Annotated in this window: 14 protein-coding genes and 1 tRNA gene; 9 read left to right on the top strand and 6 right to left on the bottom strand. The window is 71.5% G+C overall.

Going from position 1 to position 16617, the window contains the following annotated elements:
• Positions 1 to 210: 210 nt before the first annotated feature.
• On the top strand, positions 211 to 807 hold the full coding sequence (locus OG520_RS26060; protein WP_385324097.1) for a histidine phosphatase family protein: 597 nt from the start codon (positions 211 to 213) through the stop codon (positions 805 to 807).
• A gap of 58 nt (positions 808 to 865) precedes the next feature.
• Here the strand turns inward: OG520_RS26060 and OG520_RS26065 are convergent, their stop codons facing one another.
• On the bottom strand, positions 866 to 2224 hold the full coding sequence (locus tag OG520_RS26065) for a tetratricopeptide repeat protein (RefSeq protein ID WP_406014802.1): 1359 nt from the start codon (positions 2222 to 2224) through the stop codon (positions 866 to 868).
• Between the two features lie 242 nt (positions 2225 to 2466).
• Between OG520_RS26065 and OG520_RS26070 the strand changes: the two genes are divergently transcribed.
• Both OG520_RS26070 and OG520_RS26075 read left to right on the top strand, forming a co-directional pair.
• Positions 2467 to 2913 carry a hypothetical protein gene (locus OG520_RS26070; protein WP_406014803.1) on the top strand — a complete coding sequence of 149 codons (447 nt, stop codon included), beginning with the start codon at positions 2467 to 2469 and terminating at the stop codon, positions 2911 to 2913.
• A 109-nt stretch (positions 2914 to 3022) separates the two neighbouring features.
• Positions 3023 to 3982, top strand: a complete 960-nt coding sequence (locus tag OG520_RS26075; RefSeq protein WP_406014804.1) for a spermidine synthase — start codon at positions 3023 to 3025, stop codon at positions 3980 to 3982.
• 14 nt (positions 3983 to 3996) lie between these two features.
• Here the strand turns inward: OG520_RS26075 and OG520_RS26080 are convergent, their stop codons facing one another.
• Positions 3997 to 4179: a hypothetical protein gene (locus OG520_RS26080; RefSeq protein ID WP_406014805.1), complete on the bottom strand. Its 183-nt coding sequence runs from the start codon at positions 4177 to 4179 to the stop codon at positions 3997 to 3999.
• 294 nt (positions 4180 to 4473) lie between these two features.
• Positions 4474 to 6282, bottom strand: a complete 1809-nt coding sequence (gene leuA, locus OG520_RS26085) for a 2-isopropylmalate synthase (protein WP_406014806.1) — start codon at positions 6280 to 6282, stop codon at positions 4474 to 4476.
• A 145-nt stretch (positions 6283 to 6427) separates the two neighbouring features.
• Here leuA and OG520_RS26090 point away from each other — a divergent pair, with 145 nt between their 5' ends.
• The 6 genes from OG520_RS26090 (at position 6428) to OG520_RS26115 (ending at position 13867) form a co-directional block, all read left to right on the top strand.
• Complete coding sequence (locus OG520_RS26090) at positions 6428 to 7129, top strand: FadR/GntR family transcriptional regulator (RefSeq protein ID WP_406014807.1); 702 nt, start codon at positions 6428 to 6430, stop codon at positions 7127 to 7129.
• Between the two features lie 601 nt (positions 7130 to 7730).
• The gene (locus OG520_RS26095) at positions 7731 to 9062 is read left to right on the top strand and encodes an extracellular solute-binding protein (protein ID WP_406014808.1); all 1332 of its coding nucleotides are present in this window, start codon (positions 7731 to 7733) and stop codon (positions 9060 to 9062) included.
• Positions 9063 to 9230: 168 nt separating this feature from the next.
• On the top strand, positions 9231 to 10229 hold the full coding sequence (locus OG520_RS26100) for a carbohydrate ABC transporter permease (RefSeq protein WP_399329567.1): 999 nt from the start codon (positions 9231 to 9233) through the stop codon (positions 10227 to 10229).
• Between the two features lie 15 nt (positions 10230 to 10244).
• Positions 10245 to 11162, top strand: coding sequence for a carbohydrate ABC transporter permease (locus OG520_RS26105; RefSeq protein ID WP_406014809.1), 918 nt, complete (start codon positions 10245 to 10247; stop codon positions 11160 to 11162).
• A gap of 85 nt (positions 11163 to 11247) precedes the next feature.
• Positions 11248 to 12723: a GH1 family beta-glucosidase gene (locus OG520_RS26110; RefSeq protein WP_406014810.1), complete on the top strand. Its 1476-nt coding sequence runs from the start codon at positions 11248 to 11250 to the stop codon at positions 12721 to 12723.
• Between the two features lie 112 nt (positions 12724 to 12835).
• Positions 12836 to 13867, top strand: coding sequence for a LacI family DNA-binding transcriptional regulator (locus OG520_RS26115; RefSeq protein WP_399329564.1), 1032 nt, complete (start codon positions 12836 to 12838; stop codon positions 13865 to 13867).
• A gap of 81 nt (positions 13868 to 13948) precedes the next feature.
• Here the strand turns inward: OG520_RS26115 and OG520_RS26120 are convergent.
• The 3 genes from OG520_RS26120 to OG520_RS26130 form a co-directional block, all read right to left on the bottom strand.
• Positions 13949 to 14021 (bottom strand) — tRNA-His (locus OG520_RS26120).
• Positions 14022 to 14147: 126 nt separating this feature from the next.
• Complete coding sequence (orn, locus tag OG520_RS26125; RefSeq protein ID WP_399329563.1) at positions 14148 to 14750, bottom strand: oligoribonuclease; 603 nt, start codon at positions 14748 to 14750, stop codon at positions 14148 to 14150.
• 9 nt (positions 14751 to 14759) lie between these two features.
• Entirely contained in the window at positions 14760 to 15995 is a 1236-nt protein-coding gene (locus tag OG520_RS26130) for a helix-turn-helix domain-containing protein (protein WP_399329562.1), read from the bottom strand.
• Between the last annotated feature and the right edge of the window lie 622 nt (positions 15996 to 16617).

Raw genomic sequence — 16617 nt, forward strand, 5'->3', positions numbered from 1 at the left:
CGGCGGGCGTTCAACCGTACGGTGCGGCTCGGTCGCGATTCCCCCGGGGGCCTTTCGGAGCCCCGTGCGCGCGCAGATTTCTCTGCGCAGAGTGGGACGTCGGTCCGGCCCGGGAGGTTGCCTCGCGATCACGTGCGCGATGATGGGAAAACCGGATGATCCGTATCGTCTCGATCGCCGGCCTCAGATCTCAGTTCAGGGAGAGCCGTCATGGCACCGCGTATCCTGCTCGCCCGGCACGGCCAGACGGAATGGTCGGTCAAGGGCAATCACACCGGCAGGACGGACATCCCGCTGCTCGACACCGGCCGTGCGGGCGCGAAGCTCCTAGGCGAGCGGCTGCGGCACGGGCCGTGGGCGGACCTGCCGGGCCTCGAAGTGCGCACCAGCCCGTTGCTGCGGGCCAGGGAGACCTGCGACCTCGCGGGATTCGCGGACCGGGCCGAGCCGTGGGACGCGCTCATGGAGTGGGACTACGGGGCGTACGAGGGGATGACCCCGGCCGAGATCAAGGCGATCCGCCCGGACTGGTTCATCTGGCGCGACGGGGTGCCGGAGGGGGAGACCCTGGCCGAGCTGTCCGCCCGCGCCGACGAGATCGTGGCGTGGGCCCGCTCGGCCGACCGCGATGTGCTGGTCTTCGCCCACGGTCACATCCTGCGGGCGCTGGGCGCGCGGTGGCTCGGCGAGGACGTGTCGTTCGCGGCGCGGATCCGGCTCGATCCGACGTCGCTGTCGGTGCTGGGATGGGCGTACGGAGCCCCCGCGATCGAACGCTGGAACGACACGGGCCACCTGGACCGCTGAGAGCCTGTCGGGTGACCTCCGACCGGGCGGACGAAGGTCACCCGACAGGCTCTGAGGCCTACGCGGACGTGGCGGCCTCCGCCATCTCCGCGTACCGCTCCAGGAACTCCCGTACCTCCGCCACGCCCCGCTGCGGCATCAGCACTCCTACCGCCTCCGCCAGCATCGCCCGGATGCGGGTCGACTGGACGCGGTCCAGCAGGTCCAGCACCTGGTGGCCCGCCGTCGCCGCCTCCGTGGCCCGGCCCGCGCGGGCCAGGTCCCAGGTCAGCTCGGCCCGGTACAGCGCCAGGTTCCGGGTGAAGTGCGGGTCCTGGAGCCGGGTGGCCCGCCGCGCGTGCCGGGCCGCCCGCGACCAGTCGCCCAGCGCCGACCAGCACTGCGCCTCCAGCATCTCCAGCTCCGCCTCCCGGAAGAAGGTCATCCACTCCGGATCGGCGTCGCAGGGACCGCGCCCGAACGCGGTGTGCGCCCGGCCGAGGGCCCGTTCGCAGCCGGTACGGTCCCCGAGCCCCGCCCGGCCCCCGGCCTCCCGCAGCGCGAGCAGTGCCAGCAGCCGGGGCGAGCCCAGCGGCTGGGCCGCCCGTTGTCCGGCCTCCGCCGCGCGCACGGACTCGCGGGGCCGCCCGGTGTCCCGGGCCAGGAACGACGTATTGCAGAACGCGTGTGCCTCCAGCGCCGGATCACCGGCCACCCGCGCCGTGGCGAGCGCCTCCGCGTAGTGCGAGCGGGCGTCCTCGAACCGGCCCGAGTCATGGGCCAGCCAGCCCACCGAGATGGCCAGTTCGCCCGCTCCGGCACGCAGTCTGTCGGCGGTGGAGCGCTTGGTGGCCGCCCCGGAGTCGAGCAGCGCGTACGCCGCCCGCAGCGGCCGGGACGCCCTGCGGTACAGGCCGTCACCGCCGTGCCGGTCGTCGAGCAGCCGGATCTGCCGCACCGCCTTCTCGACGGCGCTCACCTCGCTCTCGCCGACCCGGTACGGGTCGGGCGGGGCGGCAGAGGCGGATGTGGAGCCGAGGCACGGGCCCAGGGTCGCGGTCGCCATCGTGGTGGTGCCGCTCGTCATGAATACGCGACGCAGCACGTCGCTCTCCTCGTCGGGGTCGCTGTGGAGCGTAGGGGGCGGTGGACTTTCGGCAGTGGTCCGCGCCCCCCGGCCGCGTACGGTCTCGCGCGGTGAGAAGCCCAGGTCCGCCAGGGTCGTTCCGGGGAACATGTGCAGGAAGACCCGTTCGTACGCGTAGTTGGGGCAGCGGATCTCCCCGGACTCCACGCGTCCGATGTACCGGGCGTCGCACGCGACCTGCTCGCCGATCTCGCGGGCCGATCTGCGTACCGCGGCAGCGAACTCCCCGGCGGAGCGCCGGCCGCGCAGCCGCCGGAAGGTGAGGTTGGGAACTGCCCCTGTCGACACCATGGGCGGGGACCTCTCTTCTGCAGCCGGGCCTCCTGCTTCCGGTGTCCCGGCGGAGCAAGAACGTACCCGCTGTGACGAGTCACACACGGAGCGATTGCCAACAAAGCGGGCATCTCGCCCGCAATCCGCCATGAACTGCCACCCTTTGCGGCGGCGTGGCACCGTAGCCCTTGACGCCGTCGGCGCGTTGGTCCATGCGGAGACGGAATCCGGCTCCGCCCGGCGATGAGAGGAGAGGTCCCTTGTTGCATCTCGGCACGGAGACCGACTCGCGGACGACTGCGACGACCCCGGCCGTATCGGGCGCTCCGGCGCCCACCACGGCCACGGAGGACCACGGTGCCGAACCCTGCGACCTGGTGACCGTCCCGGCCCGCCAGGGCCTGGAGGCCGTGGACATCCTGCGCCGGGACGCCGAGCAGGACATCGGCCCGGTCCTGCACGACGGCGCCTGCGACACCCTCGGCTTCCTCGTGCCGCCGGGGACCGCCGAGGCATGGGACGTACCGGGCAGCGCCTGTACGCAGACCGCCGGCCGCGGGCTGCGCATCCCTGCCGAGCCGCCGGTCACCGGCAGCGGCTGGCTGCTGCCGCCGGAGGACGACGCCCCGGTCACCGACCCGGCCGTGCTGCGGGCCGCGCTCGACCAGGCGGCCCGGCTGATCGAAGCCGCCGACAACTGCCGCTGACGTCCGGTCCTCGCCCGCGTGCCCATAATGGGCAGGTGGGCGGGTTTCCCCGGCACGGCCGGTCCTGTACCGGTCCGGAGCGAAGAGCAGTGAGCGGGCACGAGCAGCGGTGGCACGTCGAGGAGCGTCGAGCGGGGGTGCGGGCGCCCGCAAGCGGTCCGACCGCAAGGCCGGGAGCAGAGCCGGGAGCACGGCCGAGGAGAAGAGCGGGGGCAGGGCCGAGCGCGGCGGACGCGGGGCGGAGCCCCTCGCCGAACCGGTGGACGGCTCCCTCGCCGAGCTGGTCCCCGACCGGGAGCGGGCACGCGCCTGGACGCTGACGCTGGACGGCGCACCGCAGTCCCATGTGGATCTCGACGACCCCACGTTCCTGTCCTTCGAGTACCAGCGCAGGATCGGCCACATCGCCGATCTCGTCGCACCTCCCGGACAGCCCCTGCACGTGGTGCACCTGGGCGGCGGGGCCTTCACGCTCGCCCGCTACATCGCCGCGACCCGGCCCCGTTCCACCCAGCAGATCGTCGAGGTGGACGCCGCGCTCGTCCAACTGGTCCGCCGGGAGCTGCCGTTGGACCCGCAGGCCAGGATCCGGGTCAGGGCCACCGACGCCCGCGCCGGGCTCGGGAAGATCCAGGACGGCTGGGCGGATCTCGTCATCGCCGATGTCTTCAGCGGGGCCCGTACCCCCGCACACCTCACCAGCACCGAGTTCCTCGCCGAGGTCCGCCGGGTCCTGAAGCCCGGCGGGAGCTATGTGGCCAACCTGGCGGACGGGCCGCCGCTGACCCATCTGCGCGGCCAGATCGCCACCGCGGCCACGGTCTTCCCCGAGCTGGCGCTCGCCGCCGACCCGACCGTGTGGCGAGGCCGCCGCTTCGGCAACGCCGTGCTGCTCGCCTCGGACCTGCCGCTGAAGGTCGCGGAGCTGACCCGCCGGGTCGCGACCGATCCGCATCCCGGACGCGTCGAACACGGGCGGGCCCTCGCCGACTTCACCGGCGGTGCGGCGCCGGTGAGTGACGCGGACGCCAAGCCGTCCCCGGCGCCGCCCCCCTCGGCCTTCGGATAGGCGCTGATGACCGGTCAGGCGATCTCGACCTGTGGCGGATGGTCGTTCCAGGTGCAGAAGACCGACACCGTCGTACCGCCGTCCCGGCCGAAACCCACCCGGATCCAGGTCGAGTTCGTCCAGATCCGCACCGACCAGTCCGGTGCCGGGGTCGCCGAGACCAGCTTCGCCGAGTGCCCGCCGAGCTCGAAGACCACCCGGCCGCCCTCCGTCGTACAACTCCTCACCGTGCCCGCGCCCGTGGCGGAACGGGCGGGCGAGGGGCGGCCCGTGCGGGCGCGGGACGGCCGCCGGAGCGGGGCGGCGGAAGGCTTCGGGGCGGCGCGGGCGGCGGCCTCGCCGACCCGGTGGCGGCCGTCACCCGCGGCGGCAGCGGGCGGGGCGGGGCGGGGCGAGGGGCACGAAGGGCGCGGTGGGGTCGACCGGGCTCGGTCTCGACATCGTCCGCGCATCCCGGCCGCCCCCCCCACAACCGGCCGGGATGCGCGCCCCTATGCGGTGCGGCCGTGCGTCCCCTCCGCCCGGTTCACCGCCGACAGCACCGCCAGGATCGAGGCCGTGAGGACGGAGGTGTCCTGGCCCGCTCCCCAGCACACCTCTCCGCCCACCCGGCACTCCGCGTACGCCATCGCCGGGCTGCCCTGCCCCGGACCCGTCGCGTGCTCCGTGAAGTCGAGGATGTCCACCTCGATGCCGGCGGCGGCCAGCGCACGGGTGAACGCCGACACCGGACCATTGCCCGTGCCCTCGTAGTCGCCCTCCCGTTCGTTCACCCGCAGCGTGCAGACGAACCGGTGCTCACCGGCCGGGTTCCGGTCCGTGGACCAGGAGGTCAGGGCCACGCTCCCGTCCCGTCCGGGCGTCAGGTACGCCGTGTCGAACAGCTCCCACAGATCCTTCGGCGTGGCCTCCAGACCGCTGTCGTCGGTCGCGGCCTGCACCGTGCGGGAGAAGTCCGCGCGCAGCCGGGCCGGCAGATCCATCCCGTAGTTGCTCCGCAGCAGATGGGCGATGCCCCCCTTCCCGGACTGGCTGTTGACCCGGATGACCGCCTCGTACGTACGTCCCACGTCCGCCGGGTCGATCGGCAGATACGGCACCGACCACAGCTCGGAGCCACTGCTCGCGTGGTGGGCGAAGCCCTTGCTGATGGCGTCCTGGTGGGTGCCGGAGAACGCCGTGTACACGAGATCGCCGCCGTAGGGGTGGCGGGGCGGCACCGGCAGCCGGTTGCAGTACTCGACCGTGCGGCGGATCTCGTCGATGTCGGAGAAGTCGATCATCGGGTCGACGCCCTGGGCATGCAGATTGAGGGCCAGATTGACCAGGTCGACGTTGCCGGTGCGCTCCCCGTTGCCGAACAGGCAGCCCTCCACCCGCTGCGCGCCCGCCAGGACGGCGAGTTCGGCGCACGCGGTGCCGGTGCCGCGGTCGTTGTGCGGATGGACGGAGAGGATCACCGAGTCCCGCCGCTCCAGATGACGGTGCATGTACTCGATCTGGTCCGCGTACACGTTCGGCGTCGCGATCTCCACCGTGGCGGGCAGGTTGTGGATGACCGGCCGGTCCGGGGAGGCGTCCCACAGCTCGGTGAGGCTGTTGCAGATCTCCAGGATGAAGTCCGGCTCGGTGAGGACGAACACCTCGGGGGAGAACTCGAACCGGATGTCCGTCCCGGGCCGCGCCCGCGCCAGCCGCTCCATCTGCCGCGCGGACTCCAGCACCGTGCCGTGCACCTCGGCCCGGCTGCGGCCGAGCACCACGTCGCGCCAGACGGGGGCGGTCGGGATGTACAGATGGACGACCGCGCGGTCCATCCCCTCGATGGACTCGAAGGTCCGCTCGATCAGATCCTGCTTGGCCGGGGTGAAGACGACCACGGTCACGTCGTCCGGTACGGCGCCGCTTCCGGCCAGGTGCCGGACGAAGTCGAAGTCGGTGCGGCTCGCGGAGGGATAGCCGATCTCGATCTCCTTGAATCCCATCGCGACGAGCAGATCGAACATCCGGCGCTTGCGCGGCGTGTCCATGGGCTCGGCCAGCGCCTGGTTGCCGTCGCGCAGATCCACCGGCACCCAGAGCGGGGCATGCTGGATACGGGCCTGCGGCCAGGTACGGCCGGTCAGCGGGACCTCGACGCGGTCGAACGCGGAGCGATAGCGGTGGGAGGGCATGGAACTCGCCCGCTGCGGATTCCAGCGGGGGGCGTCGGCGGGCACGGGCCCGCGCGGGGCGCAGATGGTGGGGAAGCCGTGCATCGGTGACTGACGGTCGGACATGAGGACGGTCTCTTCTCGCATCGCCGGACGCGACCGGCGCAGCACGGCACCCCGCGGCGGGGTGCCGGTCGCTTCAGGCCCCGCCGCGGCAGCCGAGAAGAAGGAGACCGCTGTGCGTCATGGCCGGTAGAGTAGCCACACAACAAGTCCTCAGACAACCTGACAGGTGAACCCCGTGTCCTCGCTCGGTCCGCTCCGCCCCAGCCCCCTGGTCGAACAGGCCACGAACCATCTGCGCGAGCAGATCACCGAGGGGCACTGGCCGGTCGGCACGAAGATCCCCGGCGAGACGACCCTGGCCAAGGCGCTCGGCGTGGGCCGCTCCACGGTCCGTGAGGCGGTACGCACCCTGGCCACGCTCGGACTGCTCCAGTCCCGCCAGGGCGCGGGCGTCTTCGTCATCGCCGACCGGGTGACGGAGGACTGGCCGACCCGGCTGCGCCGGGCCGCGGTCACCGATGTGTACGAGGTGCGCATGCTGATCGAGGTCCAGGCCGCCCGGCTGGCCGCCCGGCGCCGTACGGACGAGGACCTGATCGCCCTCGACGCGGCGCTCGCCGCACGGCGGGCGGCGGGGGCCGGGGGAGACGCGGAGTTCGTGGACGCGGACATCGCACTGCACCGGGCCGTGGTGGCCGCGGCCCACAATCCCGTACTCACCGATCTCTTCGGCGAGTTCGCACCGGCACTGCGGCAGGGGCTCATCGACCTCGTGGAGCTGTTCGGCCTGCGCCGCGAGGATCCGGACCACGGCGACGCCACCCATGACGCGCTGGTACGGGCCGTGGTCGCCGGGGACGCGGAGTCGGCGGGGCAGGCCGCACAGGCCGAACTCGAATCCACGCTGGCCCGGCTGCGGGCGGCTTAGAGCCTGTCCGGCGGATCGGGGTCGGACGGGCCCCGAGGCGAATCGACTCCAAGAGGGCGGGGCGACTCCAAGGGGACGCGGGAGACCGGCTTCGGAGGGAAAAGGCGGGCCCGCCCCCGACCGCCCCGCCGTACGGCACCCCGTTCACCTTCCGGCGGGCGGGCCGGTGTGAACCGGGGGTGACGAGGGCCGCTCCCGGCGGCGGGCGGAAATGCGGCGCGGCGGGTGCGGTCCCGGGCGACCGGTGTGGTGGACCTTCCCCGCCGGGCCTCTGGCCTGCGTGCTCTCCGGGCGGTGCGAAATCCCGGGCGGCGTATGCGGGTTGTGGCAAGACCGCGGCCGGACACGGTCCCGTGACTTGCCGGACACGCTCGGGCAACGGAAGCGTCTTCAACTCTTGACACCCACCCCTTCAAGGCAGGAACCTTCCGACATCGACGCATGGGAGCGCTCCCACATCGGACGGTCCTCCCGCCCGAACGGCACTGCCCGTGCCCTCCCCCTTGAACCGCGCGGCACCCGCACTCACCGGCGACCCCGCCGCGCAGTCAGAACGCCAGCCCCACCCCGGAACGTCCCACCCGGAACAAGGAGTAGTGGAATGCGCATCACCCACACCGTCGCCGGCCGGAGCCGCAGAGCCGCGGTTCTGGCCACCACGGGCCTGACGGTCCCGGCCCTGCTGCTGACCGGCTGCAGCAGCGACTCGGACTCGTCGGGCAGCACGGGCCCCGACGCGAACGGGAACATCACGCTGACCGTCGCCGACTTCGGGCAGTTCGGCTACAAGGAGGCCGGACTCTTCGCCAAGTACCACGAACTGCACCCGAACATCACGATCAAGGAAGACGTCACCGCCGACGAGAAGATCTACTACCCCAAGCTGCTCCAGCAGCTGAACTCGGGCAGCGGTCTCGCCGACATCCAGGGCATCGAGGTCGGCCGGATCAAGGAGATCGCCGACACCAAGGCGGACTCCTTCGTCGACCTCGGCAAGGTGATCGACGTCGACGACTGGGTCTCCTGGAAGGCCAAGCAGGCCACCGCGCCCAGTGGCGCGGTGATCGGCGCGGGCACCGACATCGGTCCGATGTCCCTCTGCTACAACACCGACCTGTTCAGGAAGGCCGGTCTGCCGACCGACCGCGCGGAGATCGCCAAGAAGGTCGGGGGCGGCTGGGAGGACTACATCAAGCTCGGTGAGGAGTACAAGAAGAAGGCCCCGGCGGGGACGTACTTCATGGACTCCGCGAGTGCCATGTTCAACGCGGTCGTGAGCTCGAACGCCGAGCAGTACTACGACGAGAGCGGCAAGCCGATCTACAAGGAGAGCCCCAGCGTCCAGCAGGGCTGGGACCTGGCCGCCGAGGTCGCGTCCAAGAAGCTCTCCCAGGGCCTTGCCCAGTTCGACACCAACACCTGGGTCCCCGCGCTGCGCAAGGGCACCATCGCCACCGTCGCCTGCCCCGCCTGGATGGCCGGTCAGATCTCTGCCAACGCCGGTGAGGGCAACAAGGGCAAGTGGGACATCACCACCGCGCCGGGTGCGACCGCCGCCAACTGGGGCGGCTCCTTCCTCACCGTGCCCAAGTCGGGCAAGAACGTCGAGGAGGCCGGCAAGCTCGTGAAGTGGCTGACCGCGCCCGAGCAGCAGGCGGCCGTGTTCAAGGCGATCGGTGTCTTCCCGTCCAACAAGGGCGCGTACGAACTGCCGGACGTGAAGAACGCGAAGCTCCCGTACTTCAACGACGCCCCGATCGGACAGATCTACGCCGACGAGGCCAAGTCCATCCCCGAGGCGGTACTCGGCCCGAAGGACGGTGTCATCAAGGACACCATCTCGACCCAGATCACCAACATGGAGCAGCGCGGCACCAGCCCCGACAAGGCATGGAAGGCAGCGACCGACGCGATCGACAAGGCGATCGGCTGACCGCCGCCGGTGCGGGCGGCCCTCGGAGCCGCCCGCACCGGCCCGCCCGCCCCGCCCCGTACCCGCGCGAACCACCCAGCCCCAGCACCAGCCCCAGCACCACTCCAGCACCAGCCCCGGCCCACGCCCCGCCAGGGCGCCCCGTCACCCAGGGAAGGACTCCCGCCCGTGGCCACCTCGACTCCCACCCGGGACGCATACGCCCCGCCACCCGGCGGATCCCCGCCCGCGTCGGCCCGATCCGGCCGGCAGACCTGGCGGAGCCGGCTGTGGCGGTTCGACGACAAGGCATCGCCGTACGCCTACATAGCCCCGTTCTTCCTCGTCTTCGGCGCGTTCGGCCTCTATCCGCTGCTCTACACCGGATGGATCGCGCTGCACCGGGTGGAGATGACCGGTCTGAATCAGATGGAGTGGGTCGGCTGGGACAACTTCGACAAGATCCTGCACGACGCGGAGTTCTGGACGGCCGTCACCAACACCTTCCTGATCGGCGTCATGTCGACGGTCCCGCAGCTGCTCGTCGCACTGGGCCTGGCCCACCTGCTGAACTACCGGCTCCGCGCCAGCACCTTCTGGCGGACGGTCGTCCTCACCCCGTACGCCACCTCGGTGGCCTCCGCGGCCCTCGTCTTCGCCCTGGTCTTCCGGGCCGACGGCGGACTGCTGAACTGGGTACTGCACTTCGCCGGGCTCGGCGACACCAACTGGGCCAACGGCCACTGGACTTCGAAGATCGCGATCTCCGTCATCGTCATCTGGCGCTGGACCGGCTACAACGCCCTGATCTATCTGGCCGCCATGCAGGCCGTGCCGGCCGATCTGTACGAGGCGGCGTCGCTGGACGGCGCATCGCGCTGGCAGCAGTTCCGCAAGGTGACCATCCCCTCGCTGCGGCCCACGATCCTCTTCACGATCGTCATCTCGACCATCGGCTCCATGCAGCTGTTCGGCGAGCCGCTGCTGCTGGAGGGCGGCAGGCTCGGAGCCACCGGCGGCAATGAGAATCAGTACGAGACGCTCAGCGTCTACCTCTACAACTACGGCTGGAATCTCGGGCACCTCGGTCCGGCCGCCGCAGTGGCCTGGGCGATGCTCGCCCTCCTGCTGATCATCGCCGCGGTCAACCGGCTCATCGGCCGCTTCGTACGCACATCCGCGGTCTGACCGGGAGCGAATTCCATGACCATGACCAGTACCGTCAAAGCCCCGGAACCCGCGGTCCCGCCCGCCCGCCGACGGGACACGCGGCGCCCGAGCCGGTTCAGGCCGGGCGCGGGCAAGCAGTTGCAGGGCGGCCCGTTCGCCTACATCGCCCTGGCCGTCGTCGGTATCGGCTCGCTGCTGCCGCTCTACTGGACGCTGGTGGCCGCGTCCCACACCCAGGACGAGGTGCTCGCCACCACACCGCCGTTCCTGCCGGGCGGGCGGCTGCTGCACAACCTGGACGCGGCCTGGAACCAGGCACACCTCGGCAAGGCGATCGTCAACAGCTTCCTCGTCGCCGGCTGCATCACGGCGGCGACGCTCTTCTTCTGCACCCTGGCCGGCTACGCCTTCGCCAAGATGCGCTTCCGGGGCCGCGGCGCGCTGATGACCGGCGTCATCGCCACGCTCACGATCCCGCCGCAGCTCAGTGTCGTCCCGCTGTTCATGATGATGTCCGACATCGGCTGGGGCGGGCAGCTGGAGTCGGTGATCTTCCCGACCCTGGTGAGCGCCTTCGGGGTGTTCTTCATGCGGCAGTACCTGAGCGAGGCGCTGCCCTACGAACTCGTCGAGGCCGCCAAGATCGACGGCGCGAGCAACTTCCGCATCGTGCGCAGCGTGGTCCTGCCGGTGGCCCGCCCCGCCATGATGGTGCTGGGGATGCTCACCTTCGTGCAGGCGTGGAACGACTTCTTCTGGCCCTATCTCGCCCTCAACCAGCAGAACCCCACGCTCCAGGTGGCCCTCGGCCAGCTGAGCGCCTCGTACACCCCGGACCAGAGCATCGTGATGGCCGGTGCGCTGATCAGCACGCTGCCGCTGCTCGTGGTGTTCGTGATCTTCGGCAAGCGGATCGTCGGCGGGATCATGTCCGGCGCCGTGAAGGGCTGACACCGCGTCATCCGCTTTCTCCTGCCTGTCCCTGCCCGTCCCCCTGCCCGTCCCCCTGCCCGTCCACCCCTGGGAGCGCTCCCGCATGACTGCCGTCCGACCCGACACCGCCCCGAAGGCCGCACCCGAGGCAGCGGAATTCCCGACCGGTTTCGTCTGGGGGGCGGCCACCGCCGCCTACCAGGTCGAGGGCGCCGCGGCCGAGGACGGCCGCACCCCTTCCATCTGGGACACCTTCAGCCGCACGCCGGGCAAGGTCCGCAACGGCGACACCGGAGACATCGCCGCCGACCACTACCACCGCTACCGCGACGACGTGGCGCTGATGAAGCGGCTCGGCCTGACGGCCTACCGCTTCTCCGTCTCCTGGTCCCGGGTGCAGCCCACCGGCCGCGGTCCCGCCGTCGAACGCGGCCTGGACTTCTACCGCAGGCTCGTCGACGAGCTCCTCGAAGCGGGCATCGCGCCCGTCGCCACCCTCTACCACTGGGACCTGCCCCAGGAACTGGAGGACGCGGGCGGCTGGCCCCAGCGGGTGACCGCCGAACGCTTCGCCGACTACGCCGACATCATGGCCGGAGCCCTCGGCGACCGCGTCAGCACCTGGACCACCCTCAACGAACCGTGGTGCTCGGCCTTCCTCGGCTACGGCTCCGGCGTGCACGCCCCCGGCCGCACCGAGCCCGCCGCCGCGCTGCGCGCCGCCCACCATCTCAACCTCGCCCATGGCCGGGCGACCGGGGTCCTGCGCGACCGCCTCCCCGCCACCGCGCAGATCTCGGTCACCCTCAACCTCCACCACGTCCGCCCGCTGACCGGCAGCGCGGCCGACGCGGACGCCGCCCGCCGGATCGACGCGGTGGGCAACCGGATCTTCACCGGTCCGATGCTGCGCGGCGCGTACCCGGAGGACCTGCTCGCCGACACCGGGCACCTGGTGGACTGGCCGGAGCTGGTCCGGGACGGCGACCTGGCCACCATCTCCGGCCCGGTCGACGTCCTGGGCGTCAACTACTACACGCCGACGCTGGTCTCCACGCCCGCCGACGGCTCCGGCGACTCGCGCGACGACGGGCACGGCGACAGCGACCACTCCCCGTGGCCCGGCTCCGAGCACGTCGCCTTCCACCTCGCCGAGGGCAGGAAACGCACCGCGATGAACTGGGCGATCGACCCGGACGGGCTGTACGAGCTGCTCGCCGACGTCTCCCGGGACCACCCCGGCCTGCCGCTGATGGTCACCGAGAACGGCGCCGCCTTCGACGACGACCTCTCGCCCGAGGGGCTGGTGGAGGACCCCGAGCGGATCGAGTACCTGCACGGCCACCTCGACGCCGTGCGGCGGGCCGCGGCCGACGGGGTGGACGTCCGGGGCTACTTCCTCTGGTCCCTGATGGACAACTTCGAGTGGGCGTACGGGTACTCCAAGCGCTTCGGTGCCGTCTACGTCGACTACGACACCCAGCGCCGCATCCCCAAGGCGAGCGCCCACTGGTACGCCGACGTCATCCGCCGCCACGCGCTGCCCCCGGCCGCGTCCCCGGCCACCGGCCTCGGCTGACCGAGCACCTCCCCGCCCGGACCCGGCCGCCCGCGGCCGGGTCCCCGGCGTTCCCCCACGCTTGGGTTTGCCCATCCGGCTGTGAGAAATTGACCGCGAACGGGAGGCAGCCATGACGGCAGCGCGAGTACGGAGCGGTGGCCGGCCCACGCTCGAAGAGGTCGCGGCACGGGCAGGGGTGGGGCGCGGCACGGCCTCGCGGGTCATCAACGGCTCACCACGGGTCAGCGCGCACACCCGCGAGGCGGTGGAGGCGGCCGTCGCCGAGCTGGGCTACGTACCGAATCGCGCGGCCCGCGCGCTCGCCGGGAACCGCACGGACGCCATCGCCCTGGTGGTGCCCGAGCCGGAGACCCGCTTCTTCGCCGAGCCGTACTTCTCCGACATCGTCCGCGGTGTCGGCGCGGCGCTCGCCGACACCGACATGCAACTGCTGCTCACCCTCGTCGGCAACGACCGCGAGCGCCGCCGGCTGGCCCAGTACCTGACCGCGCACCGCGTCGACGGCGTGCTGCTGGTCTCCGTCCACGCCGACGACCCGCTGCCGGACCTGCTGGAGCAGCTCGGCATGCCGGCCGTGATGAGCGGCCGCAGATGGGCCTCCGAAACGCTCGCCTCGGTCGACTCCGACAACTTCGGGGGCGCCGGCGCCGCGGTCGGCCATCTCGTCTCCCGGGGGCGCCGCGCCATCGCCACGATCACCGGACCCCGGGACGTCTACGGGGCGCAGCGCCGTCTCGACGGCTACCGCGAGGCGATGTCCGGGGCCGGTCTCGAACCGGACGAGCGGCTGATCGCCCCGGCCGACTTCACCGAGGAGGGCGGTGCGCGGGCCATGCGCGAGCTGCTCGCCCGCCGCCCCGACGTCGACGCGGTCTTCGCGGCCTCCGACGTCATGGCCGCGGGCGCCCGTCAGGTGCTGCGCGAGGCCGGCCGGCGCATCCCGGACGACGTGGCCCTCATCGGCTTCGACGACTCGGCGGTGGCCCGCCACATGGACCCGGCCCTCACCAGCGTGCGCCAGCCGATCGAGGAGATGGGCCGCACGATGGCCCGCGTACTGCTCAGGGAGATCGCGAGCGAGAGCCAGGAGCGCCCGCAGATCGTGCTCCCCACCGAACTGGTCGTCCGCGACTCCTCGTGACGGCCGTCACACGGCCGCCCCCTGAGAGGGGCTCAGACACGAGAAGGGCCCCGGTCCGAAGACCGGGGCCCTTCCCTTCAGGGTGAGTAACGGGACTCGAACCCGCGACATCCTGGACCACAACCAGGTGCTCTACCATCTGAGCTATACCCACCATGTCCGGTCTTTTTCTGACCGGCCGAGAAAAAGTGTACAGGGTCCGAGAGGGTGCTCGCTCCCCAGTTGTTCAGCCGCTGATCCCGGCCCCCGAAAGGGCCATGACCAGCGGCTTCACAAGGTCCTACGGCGCGGGCGGCGCGACGCGTGCCGCGATGGCCTTCGCACGCTCCGAGTCCGGACCGGGCTGCGGCACGAAGACCGCCTCGCGGTAGTAGCGCAGCTCCGTGATGGAGTCACGGATGTCCGCGAGCGCCCGGTGGTTGCCGTTCTTGGCCGGGCTGTTGAAGTACGCCCTCGGGTACCAGCGGCGCGCCAGCTCCTTGACCGAGGAGACATCGACGATCCGGTAGTGGAGGTAGCCCTCCAGGGCCGCCATGTCCCGCGCCAGGAAACCGCGGTCGGTGGAGACCGAGTTCCCGCAGAGCGGGGCCTTGCCGGGCTCCTTCACATGCTCGCGGACGTAGTTCAGCACCTGGGCCTCGGCGTCGGCCAGGGTGGTGCCCCCGGCCAGCTCGTCGAGGAGGCCCGAGGCGGTGTGCATCTGCCGCACCACCTCGGGCATGGTCTCCAGGGCCGCGTCCGGCGGGCGGATCACGATGTCCACCCCTTCGCCGAGCACGTTCAGCTCCGAGTCGGTGACCAGTGCGGCCACCTCGATGAGTGCGTCTTCCGTCAACGAGAGCCCGGTCATCTCGCAGTCGATCCACACCATGCGATCGTTCATGGCCCCACCCTACGGGGCGCTCCGCTGGCCCGGCAGGGTCGGGCGCCCGGTCGTGTACGCGTCGGGGCCGGGTTTCCCCTGCTCCGGCTGGACCGTACCGACCGTCGGCGCCGCGACGGCATGCGGGCCCGGCGAGGTGGCCGTGGCCGCGGCACGCCGGATCGCCGCATTGCCCTGGGCGGGTACGACCGGCTCGGTCGCCGTGGTCACCGGCTCCGCGCCACCGCCCTGCGGACGACGGGCCCGGTAGGCGGCCCGGTACGCGGCGGGGGAGGAGCCCAGTTGACGCCGGAAGTGTCCGCGCAGCGCGACCGGCGAGCGGAAGCCGCAGCGGCCCGCCACCTCGTCGACCGAGTACTCGGACGTCTCCAGCAGCCGCTGCGCCTGCAGCACCCGCTGGGTGATCAGCCACTGGAGCGGTGCGCTGCCGGTGAGCGAACGGAACCTGCGGTCGAAGGTCCGCCTGCTCATGTAGGCGCGCGCGGCCAGCGTCTCCACGTCGAACTGCTCGTGGAGATGCTCCAGTGCCCAGGCCACGACCTCGGCGAGCGGGTCGGAGCCGATCTCCTCGGGTAAAGACCTGTCGAGGTAGCGCTCCTGGCCGCCACTGCGCCGCGACGGCACGACGAGCCGGCGGGCCAGTGCCCCGGCGGCCTCCGTGCCGTGGTCCGTGCGGACTATGTGCAGACAGAGATCGATCCCCGCCGCTGTCCCCGCGGAGGTGAGCACATCGCCGTCGTCGACGAACAGCTCACGCGGATCGACATGGACCGACGGATAGCGCTTGGCCAGCGTCGGTGCGTACATCCAGTGTGTGGTCGCCGGGCGGCCGTCCAGCAGGCCGGCGGCGGCGAGCACGAACGCGCCCGTGCACAGCCCGACGATGCGGGCGCCCTCCTCGTGGGCGCGGCGCAGCGCCTCCAGCGCCTCGGCGGGCGGCGGCGAGGTGATCGAACGCCAGGCGGGCACCACGACGGTGCCGGCCCTGCTGATCGCCTCCAGCCCGTAGGGCGCGGTGAGTTCGAGTCCCCCGGTGGTCCGCAGCGGTCCTTCTTCCCCGCCGCAGACGAGGAGTCGGTAGCGCGGAACTCCCGCGTCCTGGCGGTCGATTCCGAACACGGAGAGCGGGATCGAACTCTCGAAGATGGGGCCGCCGCTGAACAGCAGCACGGCGACGACTTCTCGTCGTCGACGTCCACTGAGCTTCCGTACAGCCTCCGTTGCGGCGGCGGAGTCCTGGCTCATGACGCTAAGCCCCCCTCGGTGTTCGCGTCTCCCTGGTCCTTACGGGCCTGTCGCACCTGCACTTTTCCCCTCGGTCCTGCACGAGTTCCCCAGACTTCGATACCCAAGATCGAATCTACTGCGTCCCGTGGTGCCGGCGTGACAAGTTCACCAACCGGCGTTATGTCGACAAGGCCACTTGGCGGGAAGCATTCGATCACGAAGCGTTTCATCCGAAAGCCGTGCAGGGAAGTGCGTCTGGCGTTGATGGCCCGTCCCCGTTGGGTGGAAGCGTACCGCGCGGTCTCTTCCTGCCTGGTGGCAAGGGGGTTGATCGGCCAATTCGGCAAGGAATGGGCACGGGTATGAAGTTGGCCGAAAATAGACGGTTGTGCATACGTGATTCAGTCATTGCACCGGCGCACAACCCGGGTGATCAACCGCTTCTTTGCGCCCCCTGGGCAGGTCGGACGGCTGATCGTACGGAATCGGGTGGTGGCAACCGACAGCGACCGGATTCCGCCCGCCGGACCGGTGTCGGTTCCCGGCCCGGCTGATCGCCGGGAGCGGGGCGGACGGGCCGGAGCGGGTGCGGTGGGGCGCCCGGGGCGGGGTGCCGGCCCCGGCGGTCGGCAGCGGGGCG

Origin of the sequence: Streptomyces sp. NBC_00984, assembly GCF_045162475.1 — a bacterium.
Taxonomy (GTDB): Bacteria; Actinomycetota; Actinomycetes; order Streptomycetales; family Streptomycetaceae; genus Streptomyces.